Here is a 14,180-nt window from a genome sequence, read left to right as displayed (position 1 = left end):
CATGGGAACCAATCAGCGCGCGAGCATCGTCATGTCCCCCGACGAGATCGCCGAGTTCGTCGCCAACAGCCGTACCGGCACGCTGGCCACCATCGGTCCCGACGGCCAACCGCACCTGACGGCCATGTGGTACGGGGTGCTGGACGGCGAGATCTGGCTGGAGACCAAGGCCAAGTCGCAGAAGGCCGTCAACCTCAAGCGCGATCCGCGGGTGAGTTTCCTGATCGAAGACGGCGACACCTACGACACGCTGCGCGGGGTGTCCTTCGAGGGCACCGCTGAAATCGTCGACGATCCCGACACCTCGCACCGCGTCGGCGTCAGCGTGTGGGAGCGCTACACCGGTCCCTACAGCGACGAGATGAAGCCGTTCGTCGAGCAGATGATGAACAAGCGCGTCTGCGTGCGCATCGTCAGCAACCGCACCCGGTCCTGGGATCACCGCAAGCTGGGAATGCCCCCGATGCCGGTGGGTGGCTCGACCGCTCCGGCTGTGCGCGGAACCCAGCAGACTGGGTGACGCGCAATGTTGTAGCCCCGATGGGATTCGAACCCACGCTACCGCCGTGAGAGGGCGGCGTCCTAGGCCGCTAGACGACGGGGCCGGACACGATCCGGAGAGTCAGCATAGCCGAACACGGAAACCCCACCTAATCGGTTGACCCGGTGGGATCTTGCTGGGGTACCAGGACTCGAACCTAGAATGGCTGAACCAGAATCAGCTGTGTTGCCAATTACACCATACCCCATCGGCCGCCTAAAACCGCTGCTCAGAGCCCGTTAACGGGAGATACCCGCATCCGGTGCCGCTGAGGCCGGCCAGTTGAAGCCGAAGTGCACACTACCAAAGATTCAACCGGCCACGTCGCGCGCGGCCCGCAGCCGCTGCAGGCTGCGGTCGCGACCCAGCAGTTCCAGCGACTCGAACAATGGCGGGCTGATGGTGGTTCCGGTGGCAGCGACCCGGATGGGGCCGAACGCCTTGCGCGGTTTGAGCGCCAAGGTCTCGATCAGCGCGCCCTTGAGGGCTTCCTCGATCTGCGGGGTGGTCCAGTCGGTCAGCGAGTCCAGCGCCGCAATGGCGGCGTCGAGCACCGGGCCCGCGTCGGGTCCCAGTTCCTTGGCGGCGGCCTTGGGGTCGAGCGCGTACTCGTCGTCGTTGAGGAATTTCAGCAGACCCCACGCGTCGCCGAGCACCACGATGCGGGTCTGCACCAGCTCGGCCGCGGTAGCGAAATCCGCATCGGTCAAGCCCAGGCGATGGCCGTGCACATCCAGATAGCTGCGCAGCCGTGCGGTGAAATCGTCGACGGCGAGCCGGCGGATGTGCTCGGCGTTCAGGGCGTCGGCCTTCTTCTGGTCGAACCGGGCCGGGTTGGAGTTGACATCCACCACGTCGAACGCGGCGACCATCTCGTCGAGGCTGAACAGGTCGTGGTCGTCGGCGATCGACCAGCCCAGCAACGCAAGATAATTGAGCAGCCCTTCGGGGATGAAACCGCGGTCGCGGTGCGCGAACAGATTGGACTGCGGGTCACGCTTGGACAGCTTCTTGGTTCCCTCACCTAAAACAGTTGGGAGATGGGCGAATTGCGGGGTACGCTCGGCCACCCCGATCCGGATCAGCGCCTGGTACAACGCGAGCTGGCGCGGTGTGGACGGCAGCAGGTCCTCGCCGCGCAGCACGTGGGTGATCTTCATCAGTGCGTCGTCGCACGGATTCACCAAGGTGTACAACGGATCTCCGTTGGCGCGCGTCAACGCGAAGTCGGGTACCGAGCCCGCTGCGAACGTGGTGGGTCCGCGCACCAGGTCGTCCCAGCTGAGGTCCTCGTCGGGCATCCGCAACCGCACCACCGGATGTCGGCCGTCGGCGAGGAACGCCGCGCGCTGCGAATCGGTCAACTGGCGATCGAAGTTGTCGTAGCCCAGCTTTGGATTGCGGCCGGCGGCGACGTGGCGCGCCTCGACCTCCTCCGCCGTCGAAAACGCGTAGTAGGCCTCGCCCGCCTCGAGCAGTCGGGCCACCACGTCCCGGTACAGATCGCCGCGCTGCGACTGCCGGTAGGGCCCGTACGGCCCGCCGACCTCGGGTCCTTCATCCCAGTCCAGGCCCAGCCAACGCAGGGCATCGAGCAGCGCCGCGTAGCTCTCCTCGCTGTCCCGGGCGGCGTCGGTGTCTTCGATGCGGAAGACGAAGGTGCCACCGGTGTGTCTGGCATAGGCCCAGTTGAACAGCGCGGTGCGCACCATTCCGACGTGCGGCGTGCCGGTGGGCGACGGGCAGAACCGAACTCGTACTGTCACGACTTTCCTTTGCGCACTACAGGATTGGTGTTGTGAATCACAGGGCCGGCTTGCGTACCACCGGATTCGACAGCGTACCGATGCCCTCGATGGTCACCGAGACAGTGTCGCCGTCCTCGATCGGACCGACCCCGGCGGGCGTTCCGGTGAGGATGAGATCGCCTGGGAGAAGGGTCATCACCGCCGAGATCCATTCGACGACCGCGCCGACGTCGTGAATCATCAGCGAGGTGCGGGCATGCTGCTTGACCTCACCGTTGACGTCGGTGCGCAGTTCCAGATCCGCCGGGTCCACATCGGTGACGATCCAGGGCCCGACCGGGCAGAAGGTGTCGTGACCCTTGGCGCGGGTCCATTGCCCGTCGGACTGCTGTTGATCGCGCGCCGACACGTCGTTGCCGATGGTGTAGCCCAGGATGTTGTCGGCGGCCTGTGCCGCCGAGACGTCCTTGCACGGACGGCCGATCACCGCCGCCAACTCTCCTTCGTAGTGCACGGTGGATGCGTTGGCGGGCAATCGGATCGGCACGTTGGGTCCGATGATCGCGGTATTGGGCTTCATGAAGATGACCGGGTCGGCGGGAGCGACACCGCCCATCTCGGCGATGTGGTCGGCGTAGTTCTTGCCGATGCAGACGACCTTGCTGGCCAGAATCGGGGCCAGCAGCCGCACGTCGGCCAGCGGCCAGCTGCGGCCGGTGAAAGTCGGCGTGCCGAACGGATGCTCGGCGATCTCGCGGACCGTCATCGCACCCGGATCGTCGAGTGGGCCTTCGATGCTGACAAACGCGACTCCGTCAGGACTGGCGATTCGACCAAGGCGCATTCGGATCAGCCTAGCGAGGGTCGCGAGCGCGGCGAAGCCGGGCGCTGCGGGCCCTCGCCATCAGATCCAGCCGGGTGACGATGCGGGGCCGCAGGCCCCGAGGAGGAACCCGGCCCTCAGACCTAGCGAGGGTCGCGAGCGCGGCGAAGCCGGGCGCTGCGGGCCCTCGCCATCAGACCTAGCGAGGGTCGCGAGCGCGGCGAAGCCGGGCGCTCATGCCCGGGTTGTGTGCAAGCATTGCTTGATGTCATCGGACGCGACCAGCGCCGCTAAGCGCTGGTCGATGGTGGTCGTCGCCCTCGTCGTCACCTCCAGCGCGTTCAGCTTCATCAACGCAGTCCCGTTCATGATTCCGGCGCTGGAAGCCGCGCACGGCACCCCGCTGTCCGAAACCGGGCTGCTGTCGGTCATGCCGAGCCTGGGCATGGTGGTGACGTTGATCGGCTGGGGCTACGTCGCCGACCTCATCGGCGAGCGGATCGTGCTGACCCTGGGCTCGATCATCACCGCGGCGGTTGCGTATGCCGCCTCGGCGGTGGATTCCCTGCTGGTGATGGGCGTGTTGCTGTTCCTCGGCGGCATGGGCGCGGCGAGCTGCAATCCCGCGTGTGGCCGGCTGGTGGCGGGCTGGTTCCCGCCTGAGCAGCGCGGTTTGGCGATGGGCGTACGCCAGACGGCGCAGCCGCTGGGGATCGCGATGGGCGCGCTGGCCATTCCCCGACTCGCCCAACATGGTCCACCCGCGGCCGGCTTGTTGTTTCCGGCGTTGGCGTGCGCGATGTCGGCGGTGGTCGCCGCCGTCGTCGCGCACGACCCGCCGCGTAAGCCGCGCACCCAGGCGCACGACGGCGAGCTTTCGAGCCCGTACCGCAACTCCGCGGTGTTGTGGCGGATCCACGGGCTGTCGGCGCTGATGGTGATGCCTCAGTCGGTGACCGTGACGTTCATGCTGGTGTGGCTGGTCCGAGAGCACGGGTGGCCGCTCGAGGATGCCGGCACGTTGGTGACCTTCACCGCACTGCTGGGCGCGGTGAGCCGCATCCTGGCCGGCCGGTGGTCCGACCGCATCGGTTCGCGTATGCGACCGATCCGCCTGGTTGCGCTCGCCACCAGCGTGGCCCTGATGCTGCTGGCGTTCACCAATGACTTCTATCCCCCGCTGGCCGTGGGGCTGATGGTCGCCGCCGCGGTGATCACGGTGATGGACAACGGCTTGGAGGCGACCGCGATCACTGAGGTCGCCGGACAGTTCTGGAGCGGCCGTGCACTGGGTGTGCAGAACACCACACAACGACTGATGACCCTGGCCGGTCCGCCGATGTTCGGCGTGATCATCGGAGCATTCGGCTTTCCGGTGGCGTTCGCGCTGTGCGGCCTGTTCCCGTTGGCCGCCGTACCGGTGGTGCCGACCGGACTGGTACCACCCGGGCTCGAGGAGCGGGCGCAGCGACAATCCGCCGGTCGCCGGGTGGTTCGGTAGCCCATCGCACCGCGTCGCCTGTGCGAGCATTGGCGGATGCCCGAAGAGCAGGCCGGCGCGGTCAGGCGCTGGTCGATCGTCGTCGTCTCGGTGTTCGTGACGGCAAGTGCCTTCCTCTTCATCAACGGCGTCGCCTTCCTACTCCCCCGGCTGGTCAGCGGACGCGGGACCCCGTTGGCCCAGGCAAGTCTGTTGGCGTCGATGCCCAGCTGGGGCATGGTGGTCACCCTGGTCGCCTGGGGCTACGTATTGGACCGGGTGGGTGAGCGAATCGTGTTGGCGCTCGGTTCGGGCCTCACCGCGGCGGCCGCTTACGCCGCGGCATCGGTGCATTCGCTGCTGGGGATGGGGGTGTTCCTGTTCCTCGGCGGCATGGCAGCCGCCAGCTGCAACACCGCCGGTGGCCGGTTGGTGTCGGGGTGGTTCCCGCCGCAACAGCGCGGGTTGGCGATGGGCATCCGTCAGACCGCGCAGCCCATCGGAATTGCCTTGGGCGCGTTGGTGATTCCCGAACTAGCCGAGCGCGGCGCCCATGCCGGGCTGATGTTCCCGGCGGTGGCGTGCGCGTGCGCAACAGTGGTCAGCATCGTCGCGGTGAAAGATCCGCCGCGCAAGTCCCGCCACACGGCCACCGACACAGAGTTGGCCAGTCCATATCGCGGTTCGTCGACGCTGTGGCGGATCCACGCGGCGTCGGCGTTGCTGATGATGCCGCAGACGGTGACCGTCACTTTCATGCTGGTCTGGCTGATCAACCACCACCACTGGTCGGTGGCAGCGGCCGGCGGGCTGGTGACCATCTCGCAACTGATCGGTGCGGGGGGCCGCATCCTGGCGGGACGGTGGTCGGATCGCATCGGTTCCCGAACCCGGCCGGTGCGCATCATCGCCGTCAGCGCCGCGTTGACACTGTTCCTGCTGGCTCTCTCCGACCAGATGAACACGCGATTCGATGTGTTCCTGATGGTCGCCATTGCGGTGATCGCCGTCCTCGACAACGGTTTGGAGGCCACCGCCATCACCGAGTTCGCCGGACCGTACTGGAGTGGACGCGCGCTGGGCATCCAGAACACCACGCAGCGGTTGATGGCGGCCGCCGGACCGCCGATGTTCGGTGCGCTGATCACCGCCGCCGCATATCCCCTGGCGTGGGCGCTGTGCGGCCTGTTCCCGCTGGCCGCCGTCCCGTTGGTGCCGACCCGCCTGTTACCGCCGGGCCTGGAGACTAGAGCGCGGCTGCAATCCGTGCGCCGGCATCGCTGGTGGCAGGCCGTTCGTCCCCGCGAGTCGCCAAGTATTGGGCTACGGCCCGATCCACCCGCGCTGCCGCCGCGTCCTCACCAAGATGGGCCAGCAGCAGCGCCACCGACATGATCGCCGCGGTCGGGTCGGCGATGCCCTGGCCGGCGATGTCGGGCGCGCTGCCGTGCACCGGCTCGAACATGGACGGATTGGTCCGGGTGGCGTCGATGTTGCCGCTGGCGGCCAGACCGATGCCGCCGCACACCGCGGCGGCGAGGTCGGTGATGATGTCGCCGAACAGGTTGTCGGTGACGATCACGTCGAAGCGGCCGGGATCGGTGGCCAGGAAGATGGTGGCCGCATCGACGTGCTGGTAGGCCACCTCGACGTCGGGGTACTGCGTGCCGATCTCCTGCACCGTCCGCAGCCACAATCCGCCGGCGAACGTCAGGACATTGGTCTTGTGCACCAGCGTCAGATGTTTACGACGCTTGCGCGCCCGTTCGAACGCGTCGGTCACCACCCGGCGCACACCGAACGCTGTGTTGACGCTGACCTCGGTGGCCACTTCGTGCGGGGTGCCGACGCGGATTGCGCCACCGTTGCCGGTGTAGGGCCCCTCGGTGCCTTCGCGCACCACCACGAAGTCGATCTCGGGGTTGCCCGCGAGCGGACTGTTGACGCCGGGGTACAGGCGGGCCGGCCGCAGGTTGACGTGATGATCCAGCTCGAAACGCATCCGCAGCAGCAAGCCCCGCTCCAGCACGCCGCTGGGTACCGACGGATCCCCGATCGCACCCAACAGGATGGCGTCGTGCTCGCGCAGTTCGGGCACCACCGACTCGGGCAGCACCTCACCGGTGGCGTGGAAACGCCGGGCGCCCAGGTCGTAGGTGGTCTTCTCGACTCCCGGTTTGACGATGTCGAGCACCTTGAGCGCTTCGTCGATGACCTCCGGGCCGATGCCGTCGCCGGCGATGACCGCGAGTCTGGTCATGACAGGTCAACCACTTCGAGCTTGTTGGCGCCCACGGCCTGGGCGATCTCGGCGCGCACGTCGTCCGGAACATCCTGATCCAACCGCAGCAGGATGGTCGCGCTGTCACCCTCGGTGTCCTCGGACAGCTGCGCGGCCTGGATGTTCACCCCGGCCGATCCGAGCAGCGTGCCGATCTTGCCCAGTGCGCCGGGCTGGTCGGCGTAGTTGACCACCAGGTTGATGCCCTGGGCGCGCAGGTCGAAGTTGCGGCCGTTGATCTGGACGATCTTCTCGACGAGCTGCGGCCCGGACAGCGCGCCCGCGACGTTGACCACCGAGCCGTCGGCGGCCACGGCCCGCACGTCGACCACGCTGCGGTGGTTGGGACTCTCGGTGGCCGTGCTGATTTCGGCGGTCACCCCGCGTTCGGCGGCCAGCGCGGGTGCGTTCACAAACGTCACCGAGTCTTCGATCACCGCCGAGAACAGTCCGCGCAGCGCCGACAGCTTGAGCACCCCGACCTCTTCGGCGGCCAGTTCGCCGCGCACCTGCACCGACACCGACACCGGAAGTTCGTCCGACAGCGCCGCGGTCAGCACGCCGAGCTTGCGCACCAGATCCAGCCAGGGCGCCACCTCCTCGCTGACCACGCCGCCGCCGACGTTGACCGCGTCGGGCACGAATTCCCCGGCCAGCGCCAGCCGTACGCTCTCGGCGACGTCGGTGCCGGCCCGGTCCTGGGCCTCGGCGGTGGACGCACCCAGGTGCGGGGTGACGACCACCTGCGGCAGCTCGAACAACGGGCTGTCGGTGCACGGCTCGGTGGAGAAGACGTCCAGGCCGGCGGCCCGGACGTGGCCGTCGGTGATGGCGTCGGCCAGCGCCGCCTCGTCGATCAGGCCGCCGCGGGCGGCGTTGACGATGATGACGCCGGGCTTGGTCTTGGCCAGCGCCTCCTTGTTCAGCAGGCCCTTGGTCTCAGGCGTCTTGGGCAGGTGCACCGAGATGAAGTCCGCGCGGGCCAACAGGTCGTCCAGGGGCAGCAGCTCGATACCCAACTGCGCCGCGCGCGCCGACGACACGTACGGGTCATAGGCGACCAGGTGGGTCCCGAAGGCGGCGAGCCGCTGGGCCACCAGCTGCCCGATCCGGCCCAGACCCACCACGCCGACGGTCTTGCCGAAGATCTCGGTGCCGGAGAACTTCGACCGCTTCCAGGTGTGTTCACGCAGGGTCGCGTCGGCCGCCGGAATCTGGCGGGCCGCGGCCAGCAGCAGGGCCAGTGCGTGCTCGGCGGCGCTGTGGATGTTCGAGGTGGGGGCGTTGACCACCAGCACGCCGCGGGCGGTGGCCGCATCCACGTCGACGTTGTCCAGCCCGACACCGGCGCGGGCGACGATCTTGAGCTTGGGGGCGGCGGCCAGCACCTCGGCGTCGACGGTGGTGGCCGACCGCACCAGCAGCGCGTCCGCGTCGGGCACCGCGGCCAGCAGCTTCTCCCGGTCGGGTCCGTCCACCCAGCGCACCTCAACCTGGTCTCCCAGGGCAGCGACGGTTGATTGGGCGAGTTTGTCGGCGATCAATACAACAGGCAAGTTCACGCGGGCCAGCGTAGCGGCGTTGCCGCGGGCGCGGCAGCAGAGTCCCGGTCGGGCGCCGCGGGTCACCCGCATCACCCCCGGCGGCGGCCGTCGGCACGACGGAGTCGGGCGGATCTGCCAGCGACCACCAGCGCTGCTGGGTACGATCCGGCCGTGTCCTGCCCTGCACGCCCAGCGATCTGCGTCAACATGATCGTCCGAAACGAGGCGGGGATCATTCGGGAGACCTTGGACAACATCGCGCCCTACATCAGCTGCTGGGTGATCGTGGACACCGGTTCCGACGACGGAACCCAGAACGTCATCCGCGATCACATGGCGCGCCACGGAATTCCCGGGGCGCTCCATCAGCGGCCGTGGCGCAACTTCGGGCACAACCGGTCCGAGGCGTTGGCCCTCGCTCAGGGCCACGGCGACTACATCTGGGTTCTCGACGCTGACGACAAGGTCGTCGGCAACCTCGATTTCGGCCAGTTGGGCGACGACCTCTACCAACTCCGTTATGGCCCGAGCTCCGACATCAATTGGCGACCGAACCTGTTCCGCGACGGGCTGCCGGTCCGCTACGAGGGCGTGATCCACGAGTACGTCATGGTGGACTCCGATTTCAGCCACGACCGAGTCGATGGTGACTACTACATCGAGTCTGGCCGCCTCGGTGCCCGTAACTCGAATCCGCAGCAGAAGTACGAAAGCGACCGCGACCTGCTGCTCACCGAGCTCGAACGTAACCCCGAAGATGCCCGGTCGGTGTTCTATCTGGCGCAAAGCTATTTCGACTTGGGCGATTTCGAGAACGCCCGCAAGTGGTACGAGCACCGCGTCGAAATGGGCGGATGGGCCGAAGAGGTGTACTACTCGATGTACCGTGTCGGAGAGTCGATGTCGTCGATGGGTGCGCCCTGGCCGCAGGTGCAAGACGCCTACCTGCGGGCCTGGGAGTTCCGGCCGACTCGCGCAGAAGCGTTGTACGCCATCGCTTTTCGGTACCGCCTCGATAAGCGCTACCGACTGGGCTATCTGTTCGCCAAGCACGCCGCCGAGATCCCGTTACCCACCGAGGACACGTTGAATGTCAGCGCCGATACCTACAATTGGGGCGCGCTCGACGAGGCGGCCGTGTGCGCGTCGTGGATCGACGAGCACGCCGAAGCCGTGACACTCTGGCGGCGCATATTGGCCCGGCCCAACATCCCCGACCTCGATCGGCAACGGATTGCAGCCAACTGCGACAACAGTGCGCGGTTGATTTGAGCTGCTGCATCGACGTATGGCAGACGGGTGGCCGATGCCTGCCTGCCAGCGGCCGACCCCGCGCTAATGCTCGAGCGGTATCTGTATCTGGAATTCTGTCCGTTCGCTACCGGGCGAGCCCGCGAGCCACACTCTGTGGCTGATACGCGGCCGGCAGGGCACCTGGTTTCTCCGGGACGCCGTCGGCTGTAATGGACCTATGGACGTCACCGTCGTCGGCAGCGGGCCCAATGGGCTTGCCGCGGCCGTCATTTGTGCACGCGCCGGACTGAAAGTCCAGGTGCTGGAGGCCCAGCCCACCTTCGGCGGCGGCGCCCGCACCCAGGTCGACGCCGAATACTGCGGCGTTTCGCACGACGTATGTTCGGCGGTGCACCCGTTGGCGATCGCGTCCCCGTTCTTCGCCGAATTCGATCTGGCCGCACGGGGTGTGCAACTGGCCATCCCGGAAATCTCCTACGCCAACCCGCTTCCGGACCGCCCGGCCGCGATTGCCTACCGCGATCTGCAGCGCACCTGTGCCGAGTTGACCGATGGCACGTCCTGGCGACGCTTTCTGGGCCCGTTGGTACGCGACGACGACGCGGTGGTGAACTTTCTGCTCGGCGACAAACGGTCGGTCCCCGGTTCGTTGCTCACCACGGCGCGGTTGGGCATGCGGCTCCTGGCTCAGGGCACCCCGGCGTGGGCCACGCTGGGGGGTGAGGATGCCCGCGCATTGTTCACCGGCGTTGCCGCCCATGCGATCACGCCGTTGCCGTCCCTCGCGTCGGCGGGCGCTGGATTGATGTTGGCCACTCTCGCCCATTCGGTCGGGTGGCCTGTTCCGGTGGGTGGCACCCAGCTGATCTCCGATGCGTTGATCGCCGATCTGCGCGCGCATGGCGGTGAGTTGACGGCCGGCGTCGAGGTCACGTATGCGCCGGATTCGGTGACCATTTTCGACACCGCGCCCACCACTCTGCTTCAGGTGTACGCAGACACAATTCCGGCCGGTTACGCGAAAGCATTGCGCCGCTATCGTTTTGGCTCAGGTGTCGCGAAGGTGGATTTCGTGTTGAGCGGTGAAATTCCGTGGGCGGACACGCGACTGCGCAACGCCCCGACGCTGCATCTCGGCGGTACCCGCGCACAGATGGCGCGCGCCGAGGCCGAGATCGCCGCCGGCCGGCATGCGGAATCGCCGATGGTGCTCGCCTCGTTGCCGCACCTCGTCGATCCCGGCCGGGTCGACGAGGCCGGCCGCCGGCCGTTCTGGACCTATGCTCACGTGCCGTCGGGGTCCAACGTCGACGCCACCGAAACGGTGACGGACGTCGTCGAGCGGTTCGCGCCCGGTTTCCGCGACACCGTGGTAGCGGCCCGCGCGGTGCCGGCGGCGGCGATGGCAGACCACAACGCCAACTACGTCGGTGGTGACATCGCGGTAGGCGGGGCGTCGGTTCTTCGGGCTACGCTGGGCCCGACGCCGCGGCTGAACCCTTGGAGCACACCGATTCCCAAGGTTTACCTGTGTTCGTCCGCCACCCCGCCGGGTGCCGGTGTGCACGGGATGGCGGGCTATTACGCGGCCCGCACCGTGCTACGTCGTGAATTCGGCATCACTGAGATGCCCGGGCTGGGCCCCGCAGCAGCGGATGATGCGACCGCAACGCGGTAGCGCGCTCAACCTCGGGTCGGTCGCCGGTACCGGCTCGAGGGTCGGGATACCGGGGATCGGTGCAGCGGACCTGGGCGAAGTCGTGCAACTCCCCGATGGGCGGTATGTCGCCATTTTCGGGGACGCGTTCGGCGGCGATCATGTCGGCGCCGAGCTGCACTACGCGTCGGTGGCGGTGCCGGTGGCGTTCGACGCCAACGACCGCCCGAGTTTCGGTGCTCCGCTGACCGGGCCGACGAACAGCCCGAATGTGTTGTTCCCCACTCCCCCACCGGCCCGCGGCTCCAACACACTGCCGGCGGGCAGCATCCGGATGCGCGACGGCACCACCTTCGTGATGGTCACGGGCACAACGAGTTTGCGCCCCGACGGCGGCTCCTGGCTGGTTCTGGTTACCAACGATCCCGGGTCGGGCTGGCCGCCGGTGCGCGGATCATGGCGCCCCTGGACCCCCGGCGAACACGGAACCAGCCCGCTCAGCCACCCTACCCAGATCAGCGGATGCCAGGCCGCCGACGGTTTCGTCTACATCGCCGCCGACTCGTTCGACCGCTCCCAGCCGGTAACCATGTATCGCGTCGCCGCGGGGCGGGTAGCCGACCGCGGCGTCTGGCGGCCCTGGACCGGTGCCGGATGGGGCGCCCCCGGCAAGGTCGCCACCGTGCCGATCGGCCGGGACCGGTTCGGTGAACTCAGCTTCCGGGAGATCGACGGCCGACCGGTGCTGGCCGGCTTCAACGCGTCCAACGGGCCCGGTGCGGTCGAGGTGCACGTCGGTTGCGGCAGCCCACCAGAAGTGCTCGCGCCGAACGCGTCTCGCACGATCGTCGTACAACAACACGATCCGGATCTACCCAACTTCGTCCCGCAGAACTACGGGGGTTACCTTGTGCCGCTGCCTGATTCAACGCTGGACAAGCTGAATCTGTTCGTCAGCCAGTGGCACACCCCCCACGATGGCCAGGGACGTCCGATCGGCCCACAGATCTACAACACCCAGCACATCGTCGTCAATGCCAACCGGGACCGGCCTACGCTGACCTCATGACCAAACTCGCGATCATTTACTACTCCGCCACCGGCCACGGCACCACGATGGCCAAGCGCGTCGCGGCCGCCGCCGAAGCCGCGGGCGCCGAGGTCCGGCTACGCCACGTGGCAGAGACCCGCGACCCCGACTCGTTCGCGCACAACCCGGCATGGACGGCGAATTACGAAGCGACCAAAGACCTTCCAGCAGCCACCGGCGATGACATCGTGTGGGCCGACGCGGTGATCTTCGGCTCCCCCACCCGCTTCGCCGCCACGACATCGCAGTTTCAGACGTTCATGGACTCGCTCGGGGGTCTGTGGGCCCAGGGCAAACTGGCCGACAAGGTATACGCGGCGTGGACGTCCACCGAATCACCACACGGCGGGCAAGAGACCACGCTGGTCAGCCTCTACATGTCGTTGATGCACTGGGGCGGGATCCTGGTGCCGCCCGGATACACCGACCCGCTGAAGTTCGTCGACGGCAACCCCTACGGGGTGAGCTTGGTCGCCAACCGCGAGAACATCACCGAGCTCGGCGAAGCCACGATCAACGCACTGGATCATCTGGCCCGGCGGGTGGTCTCGGTGGCAGGGCGACTGGCCGCCGGTTGAGCGGGCCGCCCGTCGCGCCGATGCGGCACCCAAGTCCGCCGAGCGTCACGCTGGAGCAACGATCGGCGCCAAACGCCACTCTGGCGTGACGCTCGGCCCGCCGAACGCCACTCTGGCGTGACGCTCGGCGCCCGAGGTGCGGTAGGGCTGCCCGCCGCTAGGCGGTCTCGGTGATCGGGCGGTCCACCCAGCTCATCAGATCGCGCAGCTTCTTGCCGGTGACCTCGATGGGGTGCTCGGCGTTCTCCTTGCGCAGCGCCTCGAGCTCCTTGTTGCCGCCCTCGACGTTGGCCACCAGCTTCTTGGTGAAGGTGCCGTCCTGAATGTCGCGCAGGATCGCGCGCATCCGCTCCTTGGTGTCGGCGTCGATGACGCGCGGGCCGGACAGGTAGCCACCGAACTCCGCGGTGTCGGACACCGAGTAGTTCATCCGGGCGATGCCACCCTCGTACATCAGGTCCACGATCAGCTTGAGTTCGTGCAGCACCTCGAAGTAGGCCATCTCCGGCGGGTAACCCGCCTCGACCATCACATCGAAGCCGGTCTTCACCAATTCCTCGGTGCCGCCGCACAACACGGCCTGTTCACCGAACAGGTCGGTTTCGGTCTCGTCTTTGAACGTGGTCTTGATGACGCCGGCGCGGGTACCGCCGATGGCCTTGGCGTAGGACAGTGCCAGCGCCTCACCGTTGCCGGTCGGGTCCTGGTCCACAGCGATCAGCGCGGGCACACCCTTGCCGTCGACGAACTGACGGCGCACCAGGTGGCCGGGGCCTTTGGGGGCGACCATCGCGACGGTGACATTGGCCGGCGGCTTGATCAGGTCGAAGTGGATGTTGAGCCCGTGGCCGAAGAACAACGCGTCGCCGTCGTTCAGATTGGGCTCGATGTCGTGGGTGAAGATCTCGGCCTGCGCGGTGTCGGGCGCCAGCAGCATGATCACGTCGGCCCACTTGGCCACCTCGGCGGGCGTGTCGACCTCGAGGCCCTGCTCCTCGACCTTGGCCCGCGACTTCGAACCCTCTTTGAGGCCCACCTTCACCTCGACGCCGGAGTCGCGCAGGCTCAGCGAGTGCGCGTGCCCCTGGCTGCCGTAGCCGATCACTCCGACCTTGCGACCCTGGATGATCGACAGGTCTGCGTCGTCGTCGTAGAACATCTCCAATGCCTCTGGCACGTCTCTA

At 67.5% G+C, this 14,180-nt stretch carries 11 protein-coding genes, 2 tRNA genes and 1 pseudogene; 7 read left to right on the top strand and 7 right to left on the bottom strand.

The features are described from left to right. Nucleotide 1 precedes the first annotated feature (1 nt). Complete coding sequence (locus AC5Y6Y_RS13250; RefSeq protein ID WP_463827074.1) at nucleotides 2-520, top strand: PPOX class F420-dependent oxidoreductase; 519 nt, start codon at nucleotides 2-4, stop codon at nucleotides 518-520. A gap of 12 nt (nucleotides 521-532) precedes the next feature. Here AC5Y6Y_RS13250 and AC5Y6Y_RS13245 read toward each other — a convergent pair. The 4 genes from AC5Y6Y_RS13245 to AC5Y6Y_RS13230 form a co-directional block, all read right to left on the bottom strand. Beyond that, a tRNA-Glu gene (locus AC5Y6Y_RS13245) sits at nucleotides 533-605 on the bottom strand. Nucleotides 606-677: 72 nt separating this feature from the next. Continuing rightward, nucleotides 678-749, bottom strand: a tRNA-Gln gene (locus AC5Y6Y_RS13240). Nucleotides 750-852: 103 nt separating this feature from the next. Next, nucleotides 853-2,307 (bottom strand): glutamate--tRNA ligase, encoded by a 1,455-nt coding sequence (gene gltX / locus AC5Y6Y_RS13235; RefSeq protein WP_473140384.1) that lies wholly within the window; start codon nucleotides 2,305-2,307, stop codon nucleotides 853-855. 37 nt (nucleotides 2,308-2,344) lie between these two features. Further along, nucleotides 2,345-3,133: a fumarylacetoacetate hydrolase family protein gene (locus AC5Y6Y_RS13230; protein WP_473140385.1), complete on the bottom strand. Its 789-nt coding sequence runs from the start codon at nucleotides 3,131-3,133 to the stop codon at nucleotides 2,345-2,347. Between the two features lie 244 nt (nucleotides 3,134-3,377). On the opposite strand from AC5Y6Y_RS13230, the gene AC5Y6Y_RS13225 reads away from it, so the two are divergent. Together AC5Y6Y_RS13225 and AC5Y6Y_RS13220 are read left to right on the top strand one after the other, a co-directional pair. Continuing rightward, entirely contained in the window at nucleotides 3,378-4,613 is a 1,236-nt protein-coding gene (locus AC5Y6Y_RS13225; RefSeq protein ID WP_473138952.1) for an MFS transporter, read from the top strand. Nucleotides 4,614-4,649: 36 nt separating this feature from the next. Next, nucleotides 4,650-5,705, top strand: a pseudogene (locus tag AC5Y6Y_RS13220) (MFS transporter); the annotation flags it as partial. 133 nt (nucleotides 5,706-5,838) lie between these two features. Here AC5Y6Y_RS13220 and AC5Y6Y_RS13215 read toward each other — a convergent pair. Both AC5Y6Y_RS13215 and serA read right to left on the bottom strand, forming a co-directional pair. Further along, nucleotides 5,839-6,852 carry a 3-isopropylmalate dehydrogenase gene (locus tag AC5Y6Y_RS13215; protein WP_473138953.1) on the bottom strand — a complete coding sequence of 338 codons (1,014 nt, stop codon included), beginning with the start codon at nucleotides 6,850-6,852 and terminating at the stop codon, nucleotides 5,839-5,841. Next, nucleotides 6,849-8,435, bottom strand: a complete 1,587-nt coding sequence (gene serA, locus AC5Y6Y_RS13210; protein WP_473138954.1) for a phosphoglycerate dehydrogenase — start codon at nucleotides 8,433-8,435, stop codon at nucleotides 6,849-6,851. The genes AC5Y6Y_RS13215 and serA overlap by 4 nt, the downstream gene beginning before the upstream one ends. Nucleotides 8,436-8,588: 153 nt before the next feature. Here serA and AC5Y6Y_RS13205 point away from each other — a divergent pair, with 153 nt between their 5' ends. The 4 genes from AC5Y6Y_RS13205 to wrbA all read left to right on the top strand — a co-directional run bounded on the left by AC5Y6Y_RS13205 (nucleotide 8,589) and on the right by wrbA (nucleotide 12,996). Further along, entirely contained in the window at nucleotides 8,589-9,689 is a 1,101-nt protein-coding gene (locus AC5Y6Y_RS13205; RefSeq protein WP_473138955.1) for a glycosyltransferase, read from the top strand. Between the two features lie 199 nt (nucleotides 9,690-9,888). Continuing rightward, nucleotides 9,889-11,349 (top strand): phytoene desaturase family protein, encoded by a 1,461-nt coding sequence (locus AC5Y6Y_RS13200; protein WP_473138956.1) that lies wholly within the window; start codon nucleotides 9,889-9,891, stop codon nucleotides 11,347-11,349. Further along, nucleotides 11,330-12,397 carry a DUF4185 domain-containing protein gene (locus tag AC5Y6Y_RS13195; RefSeq protein ID WP_499917973.1) on the top strand — a complete coding sequence of 356 codons (1,068 nt, stop codon included), beginning with the start codon at nucleotides 11,330-11,332 and terminating at the stop codon, nucleotides 12,395-12,397. Before AC5Y6Y_RS13200 ends, AC5Y6Y_RS13195 begins: the two co-directional genes overlap by 20 nt. Further along, nucleotides 12,394-12,996 (top strand): NAD(P)H:quinone oxidoreductase, encoded by a 603-nt coding sequence (gene wrbA / locus AC5Y6Y_RS13190; RefSeq protein ID WP_463827083.1) that lies wholly within the window; start codon nucleotides 12,394-12,396, stop codon nucleotides 12,994-12,996. The genes AC5Y6Y_RS13195 and wrbA overlap by 4 nt, the downstream gene beginning before the upstream one ends. A 157-nt stretch (nucleotides 12,997-13,153) precedes the next feature. Here wrbA and ilvC read toward each other — a convergent pair whose 3' ends face one another. Next, nucleotides 13,154-14,155: a ketol-acid reductoisomerase gene (gene ilvC / locus AC5Y6Y_RS13185; protein ID WP_473139249.1), complete on the bottom strand. Its 1,002-nt coding sequence runs from the start codon at nucleotides 14,153-14,155 to the stop codon at nucleotides 13,154-13,156. Nucleotides 14,156-14,180 lie beyond the last annotated feature (25 nt).

Source organism: Mycobacterium sp. NGS24, from assembly GCF_059813065.1.
The sequence above is the reverse complement of the archived record's forward strand: the minus strand, read 5'-3'. Positions and strand labels throughout refer to the sequence as shown.